22 protein-coding genes are annotated in these 20,244 nt (G+C 69.5%); all 22 read left to right on the top strand.

Annotation, left to right across the window (positions count from 1 at the left end):
* The first annotated feature begins 216 nt into the window (after positions 1 to 216).
* The 22 genes from IEZ17_RS10150 (at position 217) to IEZ17_RS10045 (ending at position 20,243) form a co-directional block, all read left to right on the top strand.
* Positions 217 to 435, top strand: a complete 219-nt coding sequence (locus IEZ17_RS10150) for a trehalase-like domain-containing protein (protein WP_189298887.1) — start codon at positions 217 to 219, stop codon at positions 433 to 435.
* Complete coding sequence (locus tag IEZ17_RS10145) at positions 435 to 1,892, top strand: ATP-binding protein (protein ID WP_189298691.1); 1,458 nt, start codon at positions 435 to 437, stop codon at positions 1,890 to 1,892. The genes IEZ17_RS10150 and IEZ17_RS10145 overlap by 1 nt, the downstream gene beginning before the upstream one ends.
* Complete coding sequence (locus IEZ17_RS10140; RefSeq protein ID WP_189298689.1) at positions 1,889 to 2,299, top strand: roadblock/LC7 domain-containing protein; 411 nt, start codon at positions 1,889 to 1,891, stop codon at positions 2,297 to 2,299. Before IEZ17_RS10145 ends, IEZ17_RS10140 begins: the two co-directional genes overlap by 4 nt.
* Complete coding sequence (locus IEZ17_RS10135; RefSeq protein ID WP_189298687.1) at positions 2,296 to 2,652, top strand: DUF742 domain-containing protein; 357 nt, start codon at positions 2,296 to 2,298, stop codon at positions 2,650 to 2,652. The genes IEZ17_RS10140 and IEZ17_RS10135 overlap by 4 nt, the downstream gene beginning before the upstream one ends.
* Positions 2,630 to 3,232: a GTP-binding protein gene (locus IEZ17_RS10130; protein ID WP_189298685.1), complete on the top strand. Its 603-nt coding sequence runs from the start codon at positions 2,630 to 2,632 to the stop codon at positions 3,230 to 3,232. The genes IEZ17_RS10135 and IEZ17_RS10130 overlap by 23 nt, the downstream gene beginning before the upstream one ends.
* Complete coding sequence (locus tag IEZ17_RS10125) at positions 3,229 to 4,407, top strand: cytochrome P450 family protein (RefSeq protein ID WP_189298683.1); 1,179 nt, start codon at positions 3,229 to 3,231, stop codon at positions 4,405 to 4,407. Before IEZ17_RS10130 ends, IEZ17_RS10125 begins: the two co-directional genes overlap by 4 nt.
* A gap of 13 nt (positions 4,408 to 4,420) precedes the next feature.
* Positions 4,421 to 5,674, top strand: coding sequence for a cytochrome P450 family protein (locus IEZ17_RS10120; RefSeq protein WP_189298681.1), 1,254 nt, complete (start codon positions 4,421 to 4,423; stop codon positions 5,672 to 5,674).
* A complete protein-coding gene (locus IEZ17_RS10115) occupies positions 5,671 to 6,423 on the top strand; it encodes an HAD family hydrolase (RefSeq protein WP_189298679.1) in 753 nt (250 codons plus the stop codon). The genes IEZ17_RS10120 and IEZ17_RS10115 overlap by 4 nt, the downstream gene beginning before the upstream one ends.
* Complete coding sequence (locus IEZ17_RS10110) at positions 6,420 to 8,264, top strand: CDP-glycerol glycerophosphotransferase family protein (RefSeq protein ID WP_229852120.1); 1,845 nt, start codon at positions 6,420 to 6,422, stop codon at positions 8,262 to 8,264. Before IEZ17_RS10115 ends, IEZ17_RS10110 begins: the two co-directional genes overlap by 4 nt.
* Positions 8,261 to 9,211 (top strand): thymidylate synthase, encoded by a 951-nt coding sequence (locus IEZ17_RS10105; RefSeq protein WP_189298675.1) that lies wholly within the window; start codon positions 8,261 to 8,263, stop codon positions 9,209 to 9,211. Before IEZ17_RS10110 ends, IEZ17_RS10105 begins: the two co-directional genes overlap by 4 nt.
* A gap of 17 nt (positions 9,212 to 9,228) precedes the next feature.
* Positions 9,229 to 10,938: a carbamoyltransferase family protein gene (locus IEZ17_RS10100; protein WP_189298863.1), complete on the top strand. Its 1,710-nt coding sequence runs from the start codon at positions 9,229 to 9,231 to the stop codon at positions 10,936 to 10,938.
* Entirely contained in the window at positions 10,935 to 11,987 is a 1,053-nt protein-coding gene (locus IEZ17_RS10095) for a glycosyltransferase family protein (protein WP_189298673.1), read from the top strand. The genes IEZ17_RS10100 and IEZ17_RS10095 overlap by 4 nt, the downstream gene beginning before the upstream one ends.
* Before the next feature lie 96 nt (positions 11,988 to 12,083).
* Complete coding sequence (locus tag IEZ17_RS10090) at positions 12,084 to 12,593, top strand: P-loop NTPase family protein (RefSeq protein ID WP_189298671.1); 510 nt, start codon at positions 12,084 to 12,086, stop codon at positions 12,591 to 12,593.
* A gap of 31 nt (positions 12,594 to 12,624) precedes the next feature.
* A complete protein-coding gene (locus IEZ17_RS10085) occupies positions 12,625 to 13,473 on the top strand; it encodes a class I SAM-dependent methyltransferase (RefSeq protein ID WP_189298668.1) in 849 nt (282 codons plus the stop codon).
* The gene (locus tag IEZ17_RS10080) at positions 13,470 to 14,228 is read left to right on the top strand and encodes a phosphotransferase (protein WP_189298667.1); all 759 of its coding nucleotides are present in this window, start codon (positions 13,470 to 13,472) and stop codon (positions 14,226 to 14,228) included. Before IEZ17_RS10085 ends, IEZ17_RS10080 begins: the two co-directional genes overlap by 4 nt.
* Positions 14,228 to 14,884, top strand: a complete 657-nt coding sequence (locus IEZ17_RS10075; RefSeq protein ID WP_189298665.1) for a histidine phosphatase family protein — start codon at positions 14,228 to 14,230, stop codon at positions 14,882 to 14,884. The genes IEZ17_RS10080 and IEZ17_RS10075 overlap by 1 nt, the downstream gene beginning before the upstream one ends.
* A complete protein-coding gene (locus IEZ17_RS10070) occupies positions 14,881 to 15,717 on the top strand; it encodes an aminoglycoside phosphotransferase/kinase family protein (protein WP_189298663.1) in 837 nt (278 codons plus the stop codon). The genes IEZ17_RS10075 and IEZ17_RS10070 overlap by 4 nt, the downstream gene beginning before the upstream one ends.
* A 36-nt stretch (positions 15,718 to 15,753) precedes the next feature.
* A complete protein-coding gene (locus IEZ17_RS10065) occupies positions 15,754 to 16,752 on the top strand; it encodes an NAD-dependent epimerase/dehydratase family protein (RefSeq protein WP_229852119.1) in 999 nt (332 codons plus the stop codon).
* 31 nt (positions 16,753 to 16,783) lie between these two features.
* Positions 16,784 to 17,905 (top strand): adenosylhomocysteinase, encoded by a 1,122-nt coding sequence (locus IEZ17_RS10060; RefSeq protein WP_189298662.1) that lies wholly within the window; start codon positions 16,784 to 16,786, stop codon positions 17,903 to 17,905.
* A gap of 5 nt (positions 17,906 to 17,910) precedes the next feature.
* Positions 17,911 to 18,462 carry an NUDIX hydrolase gene (locus IEZ17_RS10055; protein WP_229852118.1) on the top strand — a complete coding sequence of 184 codons (552 nt, stop codon included), beginning with the start codon at positions 17,911 to 17,913 and terminating at the stop codon, positions 18,460 to 18,462.
* A gap of 34 nt (positions 18,463 to 18,496) precedes the next feature.
* Positions 18,497 to 19,300: a 3-deoxy-manno-octulosonate cytidylyltransferase gene (locus IEZ17_RS10050; protein WP_189298658.1), complete on the top strand. Its 804-nt coding sequence runs from the start codon at positions 18,497 to 18,499 to the stop codon at positions 19,298 to 19,300.
* Positions 19,301 to 19,775: 475 nt separating this feature from the next.
* Positions 19,776 to 20,243, top strand: coding sequence for an NUDIX domain-containing protein (locus tag IEZ17_RS10045; protein WP_189298656.1), 468 nt, complete (start codon positions 19,776 to 19,778; stop codon positions 20,241 to 20,243).
* Position 20,244: the final 1 nt, after the last annotated feature.

The following is a 20,244-nucleotide window of genomic DNA, read 5'->3' as shown; positions in this document are numbered from 1 at the left end:
TTCTGTTCGTCCTGATCCTCGGTCCCACGGCATGGCTGGTTCTCCGCGGTGATCGCGCCATCAGGGCCTCGACCGCGCGTGAGAAGCCCACACCGGCGCGGACCGTGTCACCGCCTCGCCGGTGACCACCAGCGCCCCTCCTCAGCGACAGTTCACCGGCCGTCTCGACGGCCCTGAAGCCCACCCCGGACTCGCGGGGCTATGGAGATCTACACGATGACACGCGTTCCGCGTATCGAGCAGTACGGACTGATCGGCGACATGCAGACCAGCGCTCACGTCCGTGACGGCGGGTCGATCGACTGGCTGTGCCTGCCTCGCTTCGACTCGCCTGCCCTCCACATCGGAGTGATCGGGTCCGCACTCCTAGTGCATCAGCTTGATGCCCAGGCTCCCGCACCCACGATCGACGCACGCGTCCCGGCGGGTGCCTGATGGCCGCGACCATCATCACCATCGTCGTCCTGGTCGCCCTCACGGCCGTAGTCTCCATGGCAGCGGCGTGGGTCACCCACCGTCGCTGGCAGCAGGCGCGGCAGGAGACGCACCGCCTCGCCCGAGAACAGCAAGCGACCCAGCACGCCCTACAGAAGTTCGTCACCGAGACGCTGCCTCAGATCCATCAGTCAGGCGGACGGATCGCCGCCCCAACACCCGCACCTGAGCTGGCTGGAACGCCAATCGGCGAGCAGTTGATCACCGTGGTCAAGGGCACCGCCGGCGTCGTGCAGGCCGTCGTCCGCGACATCCAGTTCACGGCACACCAGGAGATCGAACAAGCGAAGACGCTCGGCGCAGAGGAGCTTCGGCGGTCGCACACTGACGCGCAGGTAGAGATCGCACGCGTGCGTTCCACAGCGTTGCGCTCGACGGAGGCCGCGGTGCGCAGTGTGTCGTCGGCGCTCGTGGGCATGGCGGCCAAAACGAGCCGCAAGGTCAGTGAGGGGGTGCGCGCGCACGAGGACGACGCCGCGTTCGAAACGCTGGTCGGTATCGACCACACCGTCCAGCAGATGCTGCTGGTCGCCCAAGGATGGACCGTCCTGGCCGGAGGCAAACTAACCCGGCACTGGCCCACTACGCCCCTGACCGATGTAGTGCGGGCAGCGATGGGCTACGTCGAGGACTACGACCGCGTACAGCCCCAAGAACTCAACGTCGCGGTGAAGACTCGCGTGGTCGGGCCCGTGGTGCACACCCTCGCGATCCTGCTGGACAACGCGCTGCGCTTCTCGCCTCCGCAGTCGAGGGTGCACGTCGCCTTCGAGCATGGTCACCACGGGGTCACCGTCATCGTGGACGACAGCGGCCTCCAGATGACGCCGGAGCAGCTCGACGCCGGCCGGGACATACTCACCGGGCACCGCACGGACGACATCACGCAGCTCGGTGCCCGCCCACAGACCGGTTTCAGAGTCGCCGCAGCCCTTGCGAGCGCCTACGGATTCCGGGTCGACGTCCAAGCGCCCAACTCGCTCCTGGGCACCCGCGCACTCCTCACCCTCCCCGAGGACCTACTCACCACGGTGCCGCAGCAAGTGTCGGCGCCCTCGCAACCGGCACAGGATGCTCCGCCGACCACGCTTGCTCCCACCCCGGCCGGCCAACCGTCTGCGCTCACACCGGTGACGGCGCGCCCGCTCGCCGCGCTCGCCCCTGCCCCAGCGGCCGAGGAGGCTGGGCAAGAGCGTCCCGCCGCCCGCACCACCACCGTCGGCGGCCTGACGGTGCGCCACCGCCGCTCCGCGCCCACGCCTGCTCCCCGCCCGGCCAACGCCGAGCCGGGACGGGCGAGCGTCATCGCCGCCTGGGCTCGTGGCACCGAACGTGCCCGCGCCGAGCAGAACGCCCAACTCCCCGCCGCCGAGACCACCCAAGGACACGAAGCATGACCGACAAGAACATCGGCTGGCTCCTCAAAAGCCTGGAGGAGACCGACGGCGTGGAGTACGCCGTGCTCGTTGCCGCCGACGGCATGAGCCCGGCCCATACCGACCGGCTAGCACGCGAGCGCGCCGAGAAGGTCTCGGCCATCGCCTCCACATTGTGGGGAGCATCTCGGGCCTACGACCGGGAGACGAACGGCGGAGGTGTCCGCCAGTTCGTCATGGAGTCGGTCGACCACATCTCCCTGCTCATCCCGGCCGGCGAGAACACGATGCTCGCCGTCCGTACCGACACCCCCCTCGCGGACATCGGTGTGATCAGCGAGGCCGCCCTACGCCTGGCCGAAAGCGTGGGCGAACGGCTGGGAGTCAAGACGCGCGTCGGCGGCGCCACGGAAACACCGCTGGCATGAGCAGGCCGCGGCAGGACCCGGATCTGGTCAGGCCGTACGTCCGCACGGGCGGACGTACCCGCCCCAGCAAGGACGTGCGCCTGGAGAGCCTGGTCTTCGCCGCGACCGGCACCCTTCCTGGTCTGAGCCCGGACGCACGCCGCGTGATCGCTCTGTTCGCGCCCGCGCAAGGCGGAGGACTCGCCGTCGCCGACATCGCCTCCGCGCTCGCCCTCCCGCCCTCGACCACCCGGATCCTCGTCGCCGACCTCATCGACCACGGACTGATGACCCTCGCGCAGGGCAACAACGTCGACCGGCCCCCGGCCTCACTCCTCGAAAGGGTTCTCAATGGCCTCCGCGCTAACGCCTGACCGGTTTGTCGCGCCGACGGTGACGGATACCGCGAAGATCGTGGTCGCCGGATCATTCGGCGTGGGCAAGACCACCTTCGTCGGCAGCGTCTCCGAGGTGTCTCCGGTCCACATGGAGGAGACCATCACCCGCGCCAGCACCTTGGTCGACGACCTGGCCCGTACCCCGGCTAAGTCCACCACCACCGTTGGCGTGGACTTCGGGCGCAAGCACCTGAGCGATGACCTGGTGCTCTACTTGTTCGGCACCCCCGGCCAGGCCCGATTCAGCTTCCTGTGGCAGGAGTTGATCCTCGGCGCCCTCGGCGCCCTGGTGCTCGTCGACCCCCGCGACCTGGACGCCTCCCACGAGATCCTCGGCCTCCTCGAAGAGCACGGCGTCCCGTACGCGGTCGCGGTCAACCAGTTCGACGGCGCACCCCGTCACCCGCTCGAAGAGATCCATGAAGCCCTCGCTCTGGAGGGGCATACGCCGCTGACCGTGTGCGACGCCCGGGAGCAAGCGTCCTGCATGCAGGCCCTGATCCAGCTCACCGAATACCTCACCCGTCACGCGCACCGTCTGGAGCCCCGACCGTGAGCACGTCGACCCGCCGCATCCCCTTGTACGAGCCGGACTTCGCCAGGAATCCGCACGTCGCCTACCAGCGCATGCGGGAGCAGTTCGGCCCACTGGTCCCTGTGGAACTGGCCCCCGGCATGCCTGCCACGTTGGTCGTCGGCTACGAGGAGGCCCGCCGCATCCTGGGCGATCCGCAGCGCTTTCCCGCCGACCCACGCCGGTGGCAGGCGTCCGTCCCTGACATGTGCCCCATCCTGCCCATGATGATGTGGCGTCCCAACGCCCTGCGCTCGGCCGGCGCTGAGCACGCCCGCTATCGAGCCGCGAACACTGCCGCTCTGGGGGCCGTCGACCAGCACGCGCTGCGTGCCCACGTCGAACTGGTCGCGGAGCAGAAAATCGACGCCTTTAAGGCCAGCGGCAAGGCCGACCTGCTGTCCCAGTACGCCTGGCCTCTCGCTTTCCAGACGCTCAGCTATCTGCTCGGCTGCCCCGACGAGGTCGGCTACCGTATCTCGGACGGGATGGCGAAGATCTTCGACGGGGTCAACGCCTCCATCGGGAATCAGATCCTTGCGCAGGCCGTCGCGGACCTCGTGGCCCTGCGCCGCCGGCATCCCGGCGACGACGTGACCAGCAGGCTCCTCACCCACGTCGCGCGGCTCGACGACTCCGAGATGGGCCACCAGCTCATCACCCTCCATGGGGCAGGCATCGAGCCCTTGGTCAACCTGATCACGAACACCCTCCTGGAGATGCTCACCAACAGTGACTTCTCTGGGGACCTGCACTCCGGAGACGCCTCCGTCCGTGAGGCCCTGGACACCGTTCTCTACCGCGACCCGCCGCTGGCCAACTTCGGGATGAGCTACCCGCCCCGGCCGGTGGACATCGGCGGCTTTCTCCTGCCACCCGACAAGCCGGTGGTCATCAGTTACGCAGCTTGCAACAACGACCCCGCCCTAGGAGCCCACCGGCCGCTGGGCAACCGGGCGCACCTCGCATGGGGCGCCGGGCCGCACAGCTGCCCGGCCAGCTCGCACGCCTACCTCATCGCGGAGGCCGCCATCCTCCACATCCTCGATGCCCTGCCCGAGATGGACCTCGACGGGCGCCGCGAGGACCTCGTCTGGCGCCCCGGCCCCTTCCACCGGTCCCTGGCTGCGCTGCCCGTCACCTTCCCCCTCAGCTGAAAGAGGTCCTGCCATGCCTGAGCAGCAGATACTCGTCCTTGATCCCACCGGATCCGACCCGGACACCGAACACCGGATCCTGCGCGAGCGCGGTTCGGCCACGTTGGTCGACATCCTCGGCGTGCGCGCCTGGTCCGTCTCCGACCCGGCCCTCCTCAAGCAACTGTTGACCAACAAGGACGTCTCCAAGGACGGCCGCGCCCACTGGCCGGTCTTCGCCGAGACCGTGCCGACCTGGCCGCTGGCCCTGTGGGTGGCCGTCACCAACATGTTCACCGCGTACGGCAAGGACCACAGCCGTCTGCGCCGCATGGTCGCCCCCGCGCTCTCCGCCCGACGCACCGCCACCCTCCAGACGGATATCGAAGCCCTTGTGCACGGCCTCCTCGACGGCCTCGACGCGCGTCCGGCTGACGACACTGTCGATCTGCGCGAGCACCTGGCCTACCCGCTCCCGATCGCCGTCATCGGCAATCTCATGGGCGTCCCCGCGGACCAGCGTACGGAGTTCCGCACCGTGGTGGACAACGTGTTCGCCACCCACCTCTCCGTGGAGGAGCAGGCCGCGAACACCACAACCCTCTACGACCTCCTAGACACACTGATCGAGATCAAGCGCGCCGAGCCCGGCGAGGACATGACCTCGCTGCTGATCTCCGCACGCGACGAAGAGGGCGACGGTTCGGCCCTCAACGACGCCGAGTTGCGCGACACGCTCCTCCTGATGATCAGCGCGGGGTACGAGACCACCGTCAACGTCATCGACCAGGCCATCACGACTCTGCTGTCCGACCCGCAGCATCTGGCCCACGTCCGCGCCGGCCGAAGCACCTGGCAGGACATCGTCGAGGAGACGCTCCGCCACGAGCCCGCGGTCAAACACCTCCCCCTGCGCTATGCCTGCGCCGACATCCCGCTCCCCGATGGGCAGACGATCCGGGCGGGAGAGGCGATCCTCGCCTCTTACGCCGCCGCCAACCGCCACCCGGAGTGGCACGGCGAGGACGCCGACCGCTTCGATGCCACCCGGTCGAGCAAGGAACACCTCGCGTTCGGGCACGGCGTCCACTTCTGCCTCGGGGCCCCGCTCGCACGCCTCGAAGTCGCCACCGTGCTCCGAGAGTTTTTCGAGCGCTTCCCCGACGCTCAACTCGCCACCGAGCGCGGCAAACTGGAGCTGCTGCCGAGCCTAATCAGCAACGGCCACAATGCCGTCCCTGTGCGGCTGCGGCCCGCAGCTCCGACCCACTCGGGAACAAGTCGATGAACGCGGCCGGAGTGCCTTCCCCTTCCTCGTGTGCACGGTCTGCCTCGCCTTCGAAGACCACCGAGGCGCCCGAGCCATCAGAAGCCCAACCTGCCGGTACCGGACGAGCGCTACTGCTTGACCTGGACGGCGTCCTCCTGGACACGCGGCCTGTGATGCGAGAAGCGTGGAAGAAGGTCCAGGAGGACCATCACCTCGATATCCCGTTCGCCGCGTACGAGGCCCACCTGGGGCGAGAGTTCAGCGACATCATGCAGCGGCTCGGCGTCGTCGATGCCGACGGCGTCCACCGGACCTACGGATCCGCCTCGACAGCCGCAGCGCATATGGCCCAGGAGTTCATGGGGATCACGGACATCCTGCACGCCTTCGTGGCTGCTGGCTGGCGGCTTGGAGTCGTGACCTCCAAGCACGTCGACCGGGCCGCGCCTCTCCTTGCGCGACTGGGTTGCCCTTTCGGCACCGTGCGGACGCCCGCAGGTTCCGGCCGGTCGAAGCCGGCACCGGACCCTCTCCTCCTCGCGATGGTGGACCTCGGAGTCGACCCTGCGTCGGCCGTGTACGTCGGGGACATGCCGGTGGACCGAGAGGCGGCAGCTCGTGCCGGGATCGCCTACGTACATGCCGCCTGGGGGTACGGCGAGCCCGGCTCGACGGCCGTGAAGGTTGCTCAGTCCCCATCAGACCTGCTCGGCCTCCTTCGCCAGGCCCCGGCATGCGCTCCCTTTGTCGAAGGGAGCCTGGTGTGACCCCGTCGGCATTCGGAGACCTGGGCCTTGTCCGTAACGACGGCCGCCGACCCGCCTGGGACCTCGTCGGCGCCGGCCGCTTTGGCCTCGCCGACTCCCTTCGCATCAGCACGCGAGACCTGGAGGCGCTGCCGCTGAACCAGCCGGTCCTCCGCTCGCTGACCGGACGCGTAATGGATGCCCTGCACGAGTACGGCGCCGGCCGAGCCCACACTCCCGGCGGAGCTGACTGGCTCCACGTCCAGCACGTACCTGTCCGCCGACTGGTCACACAGGTCCTGCGGAAACTGCTGGCACTGAGCGCCTGGGAGCCGTTCGCCACCGCACCCGGGCCCATCACTCCGATGCCGTACGAGGGCCTCGTCGGTGTGCGGCCGAGCAGCTCTCAGGAGTATCGGACCTACACGGTCACCTGGTCGGGCATCGCCTATCTGCTCGGCGGCACAGCGGCACACAATCCGCCGCGCACTGCGGAGTTGAGCACGCTCTTACCCTCCAGCGTGGCTGCCACCGAGTCGCCTCCGCGCCCTGCGGGCCTGCCCCGGGGCGGAGCCGTAGCCCTCTCCTGGTCGTCCCGCCACGCCGAGACCTTGGTGCCGGTACTTCGAGAGCTGGCTCGCCGAGGGCACAACAGCGTACTCATCGACCTCGCCACTGACCCCGGTCAACGCTGCTTAACAGAGAGCGGCGACGGCGTGAGGGTGTGTCCTGCACCAGTTGGGCTCTTCCAGCTCTGGGGTGAGGCCGACGGACTGTGCCCCGAGGACGACGGCCAGACCGTCGCGCTCGGTCCGCACACGATCCGTCTGTCGCGCCTCGTCCGGCTGATGTCCGCGCTCCTGGCGATGGGCGGCGGCTGCACGCAGCCGTCCTGGGCCGCTCTGGTCCAGGTGGAGCGCTGGCTGGACGGCGTCCTAAGTGCCGTTCAACCGCACTCCGTCGTCATCAGCAACGACACAAGTCCCCTGGGAGCGCTGGCGGTTCATACCGCCGACCGGCACGACGCCAACACCGTGCACGTCCAACATGGCGCCTGGACAGCAGAGTCCGTCGCGTGGCCCGCCCTCCATAGCCGGGACGTGGTCGTGATGGGCGAGCGCGACCTTGCCCTCGCCCGTGACTGGGCCAAGCACCCGAAGAGTGAAGTGCACGTCCTGGGGCAGCCCCGATTCGATGCCCTGACCGCCCTGGGCCGTGGGGCGCAGCGGCGGTACCTGGAAAAACTGCTGTCGGTCGGCACACGGCGCACCCCGTCGAAGATCGCCGTATGGGCCTGCCAGCCCTTCCGGCCCGAGCATCTCGCCCGCCAGGCCGACCTCCTCCTCGACGGACTGCGGTCAGCCGGCTCGGACTGGGGACTGGTCATCGCTCCCCACCCGGCGCAGCGCGACAGCGTGTTCGCGCCGCTTGTGGAGCGGGCGGCCGGTCTTCCGGTTGCCGTCGCCGATACCCGGGTGGGAGCGCGCGGGTGCCTGGCCGGCGCGGACGTGGTCGCGAGCGCCTACTCGACGTGCGGCATCGAAGCCGCACTGCTGGGCGTGCCCGTTCTGGAACTCGCCGCCCCAGGCGAGCGGACCCTCGGCTTGGCTGGTCACGGCATCGCGCAGCGGTGCGGCGATGCGGATGAAGTCGCCACCGCTCTGGCGGAGCTGCCCCGCTTCCGCCCGCCAGCTGGTGCCGCCGATTGGGTGTGCCGGTGGCGCGGCGACAGCGCCGCCCAGGTCGCCCGCCTCATCGACCACCGTGCCACGCACCCCGACCTGCCCTTTGACCCCCTTCACGACGAAGCCCGCAGCACGAGGTCCGTGCCTGAGCCGGGCGAAGGAGTTCCAGCCTCATGACCCACCTGACCGCCGACACCATCGCCGAGCTGTTCTCCGGCGCCGTCACCCTGGCCAAGTCCGGCGACAAGGTCAGCCCACGCGGCATGCTCACGCGGGAAGTCCGCGACGTCCACATGCTGCTCACTCAGCCGCGGGCCCGCCTGCTGTACGCACCGCCGGTCAGGATCCTGAACCCGGCCTTCGCCGTGGCCGAGACCGTCTGGCACCTGTCCGGCTCGGACGCTCCGTGGATCTTCGACTACAACACGCGGCTGCGGCAGTACGCCGACGACGGGAGGCTGCTCGGCGCATACGGGCCCCGGATGCGGAACTGGGCCGGCAAGGTCGACCAACTGGCCCGCGTCGTGGAGGTCCTCAAGGAGGACCCCGACTCCCGCCGTGCCCTGATTCAGCTCTACGACCCGGTTCAGGACGCCGCCGGGCACAAGGACGTGCCCTGCACCCTCGGCTTCCGCTTCCATCTGCGCGCCGGGCGCCTGCACATGGCGACGATGATGCGGGGCCAGGACGTGTGGATCGGCATGCCGTACGACGTGTTCTTCTACACCGTGCTGCACGAGCTGGTCGCCGGATGGCTCGACGCGGAGCTGGGCGAGTTCCACCTGCACGTCGGCTCGCTCCATGTCTACGACCAGCACGTCGAGCAGGCCGAGCAGCTCACCTCTCTCACCGCGAGCCCGGTCATGCCCGACCTGCGCACGCCGTGGAAGGGCGTCGACGGGCTGCTCGACCAGGTCGAGGCCCGCGACGTGACCGGCCACCCCGGCTGGGACACGATGGCCGAGACGCTGCGCAGCTACCGGCTGTGGAAGGACGGACTGCGCCAGCAGGCGTGGCGGGCGGCCGACGGGATCGACGGTCCCCTCGGCCAGGCCCTCACCACCTGGTACGGCGAGCTGGAACGCCGCTCCTCGAAGCCCTCCGCGACCGCCGGGGCGAGGTGACGGCCGCCGTGAAGCGCATGCCTTCGGTCGTCCTCGGCCTGTGCTCGTTCACCCACGACTCGTCGGCCGCGCTCCTGGTGGACGGCGAACTGATCGGCTTCGTCGAGGAGGAACGCCTCTCCGCTGAGAAGCACACCAAGCTCTATCCGGCCCGCGCCATCGAGTGGCTGCTGGGACAGGCCAAGCTCACCGCCGCCGACGTGGATGCCGTCGCCTACAACTTCCAGCCTGCCCACTACCTCGCCGAGTCGCCCGCAGCCCTGCGCCTGGCGCTCTCCCCGGCGACCCGCGACCGGGCCCTGGCCCGAGCACGCGGTTTCGCCAAGGTGGCCCTGCGTACCCAGCTCCGCCTGCGCGTGATCGGCCGGCAGTTCCCCGCCGCCCGCGTCGTGCCGGTCCTGCACCACCGCGCCCACCAGCTCACCGCCTTCGCCGCCTCGGGCTGGGACGAGGCCGCCGTGCTCGTGGTCGACAGCCTCGGCGAGCGGCAGACCACCACCATCGCCCACGGGCACACCGCGATCCGCCCGGTCACGCAGCCCCTGGAAGCGATCAACGACCCGGCTTCGCTCGGGTACGTGTACGGCGCCGTCACCGAGCACCTGGGCTGGCGCCGGGGCGACGAGGAAGGCACCGTGATGGCGCTGGCCGCCCTCGGCGACCCCGCCCGCTTCCGCCACCTGTTCGCTGAGGCCGTCCGCACAACATCAACGGGCTTTCACATCAACCCCGCCTACTTCCCCACGCGCACCCTCACGTCGGGATACGAGCGGACGTCCCGCCGTTTCATCGCCGAGACCTGCCCCGAGCGGCACCCGAGCGAACCCCTGGCCGAGGTCCACCAGGACCTTGCGGCAGCCCTCCAGGAGCGGACCGACCAGGTCATGGTGCACCTGGCCCGCCGCGCCCACGTGCTCACCGGCTCCCCGCGCCTGTGCGTGGGGGGCGGTGTCGCCACGAACTGCGTGAGCATCGGGAAGATCATCGAGGCCGGCGTCTTCGACGAGGTGTTCGTGCCGCCCGCGCCCGGTGACGCCGGTACCGCGATCGGCGCCGCCCTCGCCGTGCACGTCGACGTCCGCAGCCCGCGCCCGCTCGTCGGCGCCGCCCGCACCTGCTACCTCGGCCCGTCCTACGAGGATCAGGCCCTCGACCTCACGCCCTGGCCCGGCCTCCACCAGAAGACCCTGGGCATCGAAATCGCGGAGTTCCTCGCCGACCAGCTGGCCCACGGCACGATCGTCGGCCTGTTCCAGGGGGCCGTCGAAGCCGGGCCGCGCGCCCTGGGCAACCGCTCGATCCTCGCCTCCCCGCTGGAGCCCGGCGTCGTCGAGCGGCTGAACGCCACCGTAAAGTTCCGCGAACCATTCCGGCCCTTTGCGCCGATGGTCCTGGCCGAACGCGCCGACGAGTTCTTCACCCTCGGCCAGCAGGCGCCGTACATGTCCATGGCCTCCGGCGTGACGGACACGACGCGCGAGCAGGTGCCAGCCATCGTGCACGCCAACGGCACCTCCCGCCTGCAGACCGTCACCAGGTCGCAGAACCCGTTCATGCACGCAGTCCTGACCGCCTTCGGCCGCCGCACCGGGGTGCCCGTGCTGATCAACACCTCCCTCAACGTCAAGGGCAAGCCGATCTGCGGGACACCGGAGATGGCCCTGGACTGCCTGGCCAGCTCCGGGCTCGACGCCCTGCTCCTCGAAGGGCGGTGGATCACCAAATGAAGATCGGATACAGCTTCTGGGGCTTCCTCGGCAACGGCGTCACCGACACCCCGGACGGGGGCCGCAGTCACCGCCGCCCCTTCATCGACGCCCTCCTCGCCCGCGGTCACGACATCGTCTTCCTGCAGGCTGACCGCGACCGTCTCGAAGCGGGCGAGGACCTCGGCGGCGCGTACGCCTTCGACGACGGCTTCCCGGATATGGACGTCCTGTTCCTGGAGTGGCGCTGGGCGATCACCGGCCGCAACACCACCGTGTGCGGGAGCGAGGGGCACACCTGCGACCTGCACCGCCAGGCCCAGCTCATCAACCACTACACCGTGCGGCACCGGATGCCCACCGTGATCTGGGACAAGGACCGCACCTTGCGGGCCGAGAGCGTGTGGCGCCGCACGGCGCACACCCGGGTCTGTGAGGCCGCCCTCGCTCCGACCCACGGCGCGCACTCCCTGCTCTTCCCCGTCGCCGAGGACCTCCTGGCGCAGGCCGACCCCCTCGCTCTCGCGGCCCGGCCTCGGGACCTGGCGCTCGGCTATGTGGGCAACCAGTACGACCGCGACGAGTCCTTCGACCGCTTCTTCGCCCCGGCCACCGCCCGCGTCGAGCACCTGGTCGCCGGGAAGTGGACGAAGACCGACCGCTGGCCGGACGTCCGCTTCGTGGGCCGGATCCCGTTCGAGGCCGCCGCCGGCGTCTACGGCCGGTCGCTGGCGACGGTGCTCATGCTGCCCGAGCGGTACGCCGCCGTCGGGCAGATGACCCAGCGCATCTTCGAGGCTGTGCTCGCCGGGTGCCTGCCGCTGGCCCCGGCGGACATCCGCTTCGCCGACCGGTTCGTCCCCGCCGAGCTGGTCGTGCGCTCCGGCAGCGACGTGCTCGAACACCTCTCCTACCTCCGCGAGATCGCCGGCACACAGCAGCACGCCGACCTGATCGCCGCGTGCGTGGACCGTCTGCGCCTGTTCGGCCTGAGCAAGCAGGTCGACACCCTGGAATCCGTCCTGCACCGGCTCGTCCAGGCGACCGCGACCGAGCGGGGAGCTGCCTGATGCCGACCGCCCCCCAGGCCATGGTGCCTGGATCATCCGGACGTGTCCTGGAGGATGGCTTCGCCGTACCCCCGAACCTCTCTACGCTGGAGCACCATGAAGAAGGTCGCCATCGTCGGCTGCGGAGGCAGCGGCAAATCCCACGTGGCCCGCGAACTGGGCGCGACCCTCGACGCCCCGGTGACGCACCTGGACGCCGCGTTCTACGACGACGAGTGGAACGCGTTGCCCATGGACAAGTTCACCGAGCTGCAGCGCGAACTGGTCTCGCAGCCGCGGTGGGTGATCGACGGCAACTACAACTCGACGCTGCAGGTGCGGCTCGAAGCCTGCGACACGGTGGTCCTGATGGACGTGTCGACCGTGGCGGCGCTGTACGGGATCTTCTCCCGGCAGATCCGGCACGGGGCCGGGCACAAGGGCAACGGGGTGCACAACCGCATCCACTGGGGCGTGATCAAGTACGTCGCCACGTACCGGCGCAAGATGCGGCCCCGCGTGATGGCGAAGATCGAGGAGTTCGGCTCCGGCGTGGATGTGGTGCTGCTGGCCAACCGGCGCCAGACGCGCCGCTGGCTGCAGAAGGTGGCCGCCGAGCAGTCCTGAACGGCCCGTGCCCCCGGTCAGGGGGTGTGGCATGAACGAGCCCAACCCGTTCCTGGACCCCGCCCGGCAGGAAGAGCTCTACGGGCACGCCGCCCGGCTGGCCGGGCGGACCAGCGCCCTGATGCGCGCGAAGACCTCCGGCCACCCCGTGCCCGAGACGATCGTCAGCCTGGTGCAGACCCACCACGCGCAGCCGGACCGGCTCGGCGTGGTGCTCGATATCGGCTGCGGTCGCGGCACGAGCAGCCTCGTCATCGCCGAGCAGCTCCGGCCGCAGCGCGTTGTTGGCTTGGACTCCGCGCCTTCCCTGCTCGCCCAGGCCCGCGAGCGCGCCAAGGACCTGCCCGACACCACGGTGGACTTCGTCGAAGGCGACTTCCGCGACCTCCCGCTGCCCGCCGGATCGTGCGACGTCGCCGTCGCCGCGTTCTGCCTCTACCACTCGCCGCAGCCCAAGGACGTCATCGCGCAGATCGCCAGGGTCCTCGCCCCCGGCGGCCTGGCCGTACTCGTCACCAAGGGCCTCGACAGCTACCGGGAGATGGACCAGCTGGTTGCCTCCGCCGGCCTCGACGCGCAGGCCGACAAGCACGAGAGCCTCTACACCGCCGCGCACAGCGGCAACCTCGCCGACCTGGCCGCCTCCTCGCTCGACGTGATCGCCGTCCTGGACGAGGAGCACTCCTTCACCTTCGGCGGCCACGACCACACCGCGCAGTACCTGGCCACCAACCCGAAGTACAACCTCGCGCCCGGCCTGTACGGCAACCCCGGGGCCCTGGCCGCGACGTTGCACGAGTTCCTTCCGGACCAGCCGCTGACCACCAGGTCCCTCATCACCTTCGTCGTCGCCCAGCCGAACGAAGGGCGGCAGCCATGACCGTCCCGCAGTTCACCAAGCACTACGCGACACCGGAGCGCGCGGCGGGGGCTGTGCGCCACTACCGGTGGATCAACGAGCATGCCAAGCCGCTGCGGCAGCCGGCGCTCTACGCCATCGGACCGGACAGCCTGACGTTCGAACGGATCGAGGGCCACTCCGTACGCCCCGAGGACCTCCCGCGCATGGCGGAACTGCTGGGCCACGCCCACGGTGCCGCCTGGGCCAGCGACCTGCAGTCCGCATCGCTGGGCAGCCCGCACCGCTTCCAGGACGGCACGACGTTCGACGACTACCTCGGCCCCCGGCAGATCGCGCTCCGGCGTCGCCACGAGCAGGGCTACCTGCCGAGCAAGGTGGCCTTGTACGCGATGCTCGGCCTGCTGGAAGAGACCGCCCAGGGGCCGTTCGCCTTCTACAAGGACAGCAATCCCCGCAACTTCATCATCACCAGCACCGGGGACATCGTCACCGTCGACACCGACGACCTGTCCCTCGCCCCCATGGGATACGACCTCGCCAAGCTCATCGCGACGCTCCACCTGACGTACGGACCCCTCAAGGCCCAAGCCGTCAACGCCGCCCTGCTCGCGTACAACGCGGCGGCCGGAAGCTACGGTGCCCGGCTCGGCGCCACGGACCGCGAACGGCTCGACGACTTCCTGGCCCTGCATGCCGTCCTGACCGCCCCGTACATCGGGCGCAACGGCTACCGCTACAGCTGGCCGCTCCGCTCCCACCTCCGAGGAACCTGATGATCACCACCGAACTCGTCTTCGTCCGGCACGGCCAGGCCCAGTGCAACGCCGACGGCCTCGTCGGGGGCCCGAACACCTGCACCGGACTGACCAACCTCGGGTACGCCCAGGCCGAACAGGCCGCGCGCCGCCTGGCTACCGAACACCTGAAGAAGCCCTTCGACGTGGTCTACGCGGGCCCGCGGATTCGTCTCGTCCAGACCGGCGAGATCATCGCCCAGACGCTCCAGATCCCGCTGCTCTTCGACGACCGTCTCGACGGCCCCGTCCACGGCGATGCCGACGGCAAACCTTGGGATGCGGTGAAGACGGCCGCCAACGGCGGCCCGCATGCGCACCCCGACACTCCCTGGGCCGCTGGCTCCGACACCTGGAACGGGTACCTGAAGCGCGCCAGCAAGAACCTGAGTCAGCTGATAGAGGAGAACGAGGGCAAGCGCGTCGTATTCGCCGCCCACGGAGAGACGGTGATCACCGCGCACACCCTGCTCCTCGACATCCCGCTCGGCTCACCGGCGGGCTTCACGCATAACCACGCCTCCATCACCCGCTGGCAGCACCACCGCAACCGCCTGGGCCAGACCCGCTGGATGCTCGATCGGCACAACGACACCGAGCACCTCAGCCTCCTCACGCCGGAGCCGACCCCGTGATCGCGACATCGGACGATCCCCGGATCCGGCTGGCGTACCACTTCCTCGGCGCAGTCGAGATCGCACCGGACCCCTTGCTCCCTCCCCGGGTCGTGCGTGTGGTGACCGGCGATGGGCGTCACTTCGTTGCCAAGCAGCACGCCGGGCCGGACCGGTACGCGCGTGAGCTTCATGCCTACCGGACATGGGGAACCCACCTGAGCGGCCACGCGCCGAAGCTGGTCGGCCGTGACGACGCCACCCGCACTCTTCTGCTGACCGCGCTCGCGGGCGATCGGGCGGACACCGTGGGACCGGGCTCACCCGAGGAGGAGCTGGCCCATCACGAAGCTGGCCACGTCCTCGGCGCGCTCCACCGGGCCACCTCCATGCCCCGGGGCGGCGCCGCCGGCGCAGCGCTCGCCGAGCGTTTCCAGAGCTGGATCGATCAGGCCGTTCACGCCAGCCTGATCGACACGGCCGAGCGGAACCTGCTGAAACACCACGCGGCCATCCTGGGCAACAGCCTCATGGACAGCGCGGTCTGCCATCTCGACTACCAGCCGCGCAACTGGCTGGTAGGCGATGCCTTTGGTATCTGCGACTTCGAGCACATGCGACGTGACGCTCGCGTCCGCGACTTCGCGCGGCTCGAATTCCGACGCTGGCAGGCCGCACCCCGCCTTCGTACAGCTTTCTTCGACGGCTACGGGCGTCCGCTGAACGACACCGAACGGCGCCTCCTGGAGTCCTTCGGCGCCATTGAGGCGGCCACCGCCCTGGTCAAGGGCCACAAGGAGAACGACCTCACCCTGAGCGCGCACGGCAGAACCGTCCTGTCCCGGCTCACCTGACCTTCCCTCTTCGACCACACCTCTCTGGAGATTCCCGTGCCGCAGCACGAGCAGCCCCCGGTCACCGCTGCCCCCCGTCGGGCCGTGGTGACCGGCTCCGCCGGATTCATCGGCTCCCACCTCGCACACGCCCTCGTCCAGGCCGGCACCACCGTGATCGGCGTGGACCGCCGAGACCCGATCACCGAACCGACGGCCGGCGCCAACCTCGCCGCCCTGCGGGGGCTCCCGGGATACCACCACGTCACCGCCGACCTCCTCCACTGCGCGATCGACCCTCTCCTGATCGACGCGGACGCGGTCTTCCACCTCGCCGGAATTCCCGGCGTACGGCCTTCCTGGGGCCCGCAGTTCGGCGACTATGTCGCGTCCAACGTGCTGGCCACCCACCGGGTCCTGGAAGCCTGCACCCGCATCGGCGTCCCGCGACTGGTCGTCGCCTCCTCCTCCAGCGTCTACGGTCCGACCGACGGCGGCGCGAGCGTCGAGGCCGACCGTCCGAAGCCCGCCTCCCCGTACGCCGTGACCAAACTGGCCGAGGAACAGCTCTGCCTCGCCTACGCCGAGCGCCCCATCGGCCCCAGCGTCGTCGCCCTGCGGTACTTCACCGTCTACGGCCCCCGCCAGCGCGCCGACATGTTCACCCACCGCGCCCTGCAGGCCGCCCTGACCGGACAGCCTCTCCGCCTGTACGGAGACGGCCACCAGCGACGCGACTTCACCTACATCGACGACGTGGTCGCCGCCACGATCGCCGCCGCCGTCGTGCCGACTGCGAACGGTGCGATCAACGTGGGCGGCGGGTCGAACGCCTCGCTGCTGGAGGTGATCAACATCGCCACCAGCCTCACCGGCCGCGACATCCAGCTCCAGCAGGACCACGCCCGCAACGGTGACGTCCTCCTCACCCGTGCCGACCCCAGCCGTGCCCGACAGGTCCTCGGCTGGCAGCCGCGAGTCGACCTCCACAACGGGCTGCGTGCCCACATGCAGGCCCTGGCCGCCCAACTCCCCAACTACAGCCGAGCCGCATAGCCCCGCGACCCGGAGCCCGAGAGGAGAGGTAATGGAAAGTCCCGAGCGAGCGCGGCTGGACGCCTTCTTCCGGCAGATCACCGTGCAGTTCCCCGCGGGCGAGGCGATCACGACGCTGGTCATCACGCATCTGCTCCCCGAGCGGCCTGCGTTCTTGCGCGCCATGACCGCAGTGAGCACGGTCGGCGCCGTGCTGCCCAAGCCCCGGTCGATCCACCAGCCGACCCTCGACGCTGTCCGCCGCACCCTCCCGGTCCACGACCTCACCCGGGAGCGGTTCGCCGACAAGACCCAGGCGCTGCACTACCTGGAGGACACAGCCAGTGGCCAGGACGTCGTCCTGGTGGACATCGGCGGCTACTTCGCGGCGAGCCTCGACACCCTCGTGAGCAAGTTCTCCGGCCGCATCCTCGGCGTCGTCGAGGACACCGAGAATGGACACCATCGGTACGAAGCGCTCGACTCCCTGCCGTGCCCCGTCGTGTCCGTGGCCCGCTCCCCGCTCAAGGACTGCGAAGACCACCTCGTCGGCCGGTCGATCGTGTTCTCCACCGACGCCCTCGTCCGCGCCCGCGGGGACATCCTCACCAGCCGTAACGCCTGCGTCATCGGCTTCGGCAAGATCGGCCGGGCCATCGCCCAGACCCTGCGCGCCCAGGACCTGCGCGTCACCGTGTACGACAGCGATCCGGTCAAGCGAGTACAGGCACACTCCCTCGGCTTCCGCACCAGCACCTCCACCACCGAGGCTGTGCACGACGCGGACCTCGTCCTATGCGCCACCGGCAATCTCGCCCTCCGACACGGAGACTTCGCCGCCTTGCGCAATGGCGCCTACCTCGGATCGGTGACCTCATCCGAGGACGAACTCGAACTCGGCAGCCTCCACGACCTCTACCAGCGCAGCCCCGTCAGCGCCCAGTTGACGCGATACGAGGTCACCGGCCACTACTTCTACGTGCTCGCCGACGGCGGTGCCGTGAACTTCGTGCACGGTGCCGCCGTCGGCGCGTACATCCACCTCGTCCAGGCCGAGATACTCGCCGCCACCGCCGCGCTGAGCCACACCCGCTTCCAGCACGGACTGCACGAGATGTCGGCGGCCGACCGCGACGCCATCGCCAGGACCTGGCTCCACCACTTCGAAAGGTGACCCCAGTGCCTCCCTCCGTCGACCACATCCGCTTCGTCACCGAGGCATACCTCGCCTGCCACCCGGACGAACGTGACTCCCTCACCGTGCTGTTCGCCGCGCTCACCGACGCGGACGACCCCACGAACCGCAAGACGTTCCCTGCCCACGTGACATGCAGCGCCATCGTCATCAACGGCGCCCGGCACGTGCTGCACATCGTGCACAGGGCGTCCGGGAAACTGCTGGCGCCCGGCGGCCACAACGAACCGGATGACGGGCACCTGCGCGACGCCGCCTTGCGCGAACTGCACGAGGGGGCCGGCATCCCGCCCAACGCCGTTGTTCCCCTTTCCGGCTTCGAGGACGTTCCCCTCGACATTGACGTGCACACCATCGACGCGAACCCCTCGAAGGACGAGCCGACCCACCACCACGTGGACTTCCGCTGGGTGTTCCTTCTCGGCGCAGAGCACCCGGTGACCCTCCAGAACAAAGAGGTCGACGGCTACGAATGGCGGCCGTTCACGAGCGCCGCCTCGCCCACCGTCCGCTCCAAGCTCGCTCTGCTGCCCTGAAGTCCCGCCCCTACCCGATCACCAGGAGGACGCCGTGGCCGCCACCACAGCTCTAATTCCCGGCGCCGCACCGCGCCGGCACGTCGCCGTCATACCCTGCCGCTGGGGCGCTTCGCGCTTCCCCGGCAAACCACTGGCCGTCCTCGGCGACAAGCCGCTGCTCTGGCACGTCCACCAGCGCTGCCTGGAGGCCAAACGTCTCGACGGAGCCGTCGTGGCGACCGACGACGAACGCATCGAAGCGGCGTGTCGCCAACTGGGCATCGAGTGCATCCGTACCGGAGAGCACCTCACCGGCACCGATCGCGTCGCGGAGGTCGCCGAGCGCCTGCCGGCCGAGGCGTACATCAACGTCCAGGGCGACGAGCCCTTCATCGAGCCGTCAGCCATCGACGCCGTGTCCGAGACACTCGCCGTCCTCGACTTCGGGACCGCGGCCGTCAATGCGTACGCCGAGTTGCGCGACACAGCAGCCGTCCTCGACCACAACGTCGTCAAGGTTGTCGTCGGCGCCGACAGCCGGGCTTTGATGTTCTCGCGGCAACCGATCCCCTATCCGCGCAGCAGCTGGCCGTCCTTCCTGCGACAGCTCGGTCTCTACGGCTTCACTCGCGAAGCTCTTGAACACTTCCGGCAGCTTCCTCAGGGCCCACTCGAACGGGCAGAGGGCGTCGAGATGCTTCGGTTCATCGAGCACGGCCACCGAGTTCAGATGCTGCCCGTGTCCGACAACGGCATCGCCGTCGACACACCAGAGGACCTCGCCCGCGCCGCCGCAATGCTCTCCCACCCCACCACATCACACCCACGACTCCCGCCCCCGATGCCGCTCGGCTGACCCCGACGGCAGCACCACCCCGCCCCGCCTGATGGGCCATCACCCCTTCCGTCCGCAACCTCCGACACAGCGGCGAAGCGGCGCCGCCCCCACACGCGTGACGAACGCGCGGTTCGCCTTCCGACGGACGCGGGTGTACCTGACCAAACCAATGGAATAGCACATGTGTTCCAAGAAATACCTCTCTCGTGCCCCGAACGACTGGCCTCGCGGCCCGTTATTCCGAGCACCTGTCCGAGAAGCACGCACACCGAGGAGGCCGTATGCCCCGCCACAAGATCGCACTTGGCGCGCACACCATGCTCGAAATCCCCGTGCCCGTGCACCTTGGACCCCCTCCTGGAGCCTGTCCCCCTCATCCGTGTGCGCCCATCTGCGCTCCGGGCGCCGCGTCGGCATGGGAAGTGGCCAGGCCCGAACCCCGGCGCGTCCTGGTACCCGGTCGCACCGGAGGGACACCCGAGGAGGCTCTCGCGTGACGGACCGGTACACCAGCATCGTCGATGTACTCATGCTCCCGTACCGCGACGACGGACGCATGCCGCTACTCCGACGGGCGCATGATCAGTACGCGCCGGGCCAACTCACAGTCGTAGGCGGCCACTTGGAAGATGGCGAATCCCCTCTGGAAGGGGCGATCCGGGAGGCGGAGGAAGAGCTGGGGATCTGGATCAACCCTCGTGACGCCGAGTTCTGTGGACTCTTCCAGTTCGTTGCTGCAGACGGGGCTCGGCGCCTCGGGGCGGCCTGGGTAACCCGCGCCTGGGAGGGGACCCCGACCAACAACGAGCCCGACAAGCACTCGGAGTTGCTCTGGGCCGAGCCAGGCGACCCGCCCCGAGACTGCCACCCATACACACAGGGCGTACTTCGCCACTTCGTCGAGGGAACGATGTACGCCGTCATCACGGCCGAGCCGGCCGCGACAGGCGGTGTTGCGTGAA

Source organism: Streptomyces albospinus (assembly GCF_014648695.1).
GTDB lineage: Bacteria > Actinomycetota > Actinomycetes > Streptomycetales > Streptomycetaceae > Streptomyces > Streptomyces albospinus.
This window is presented reverse-complemented; position numbering and strand designations above follow the sequence as displayed.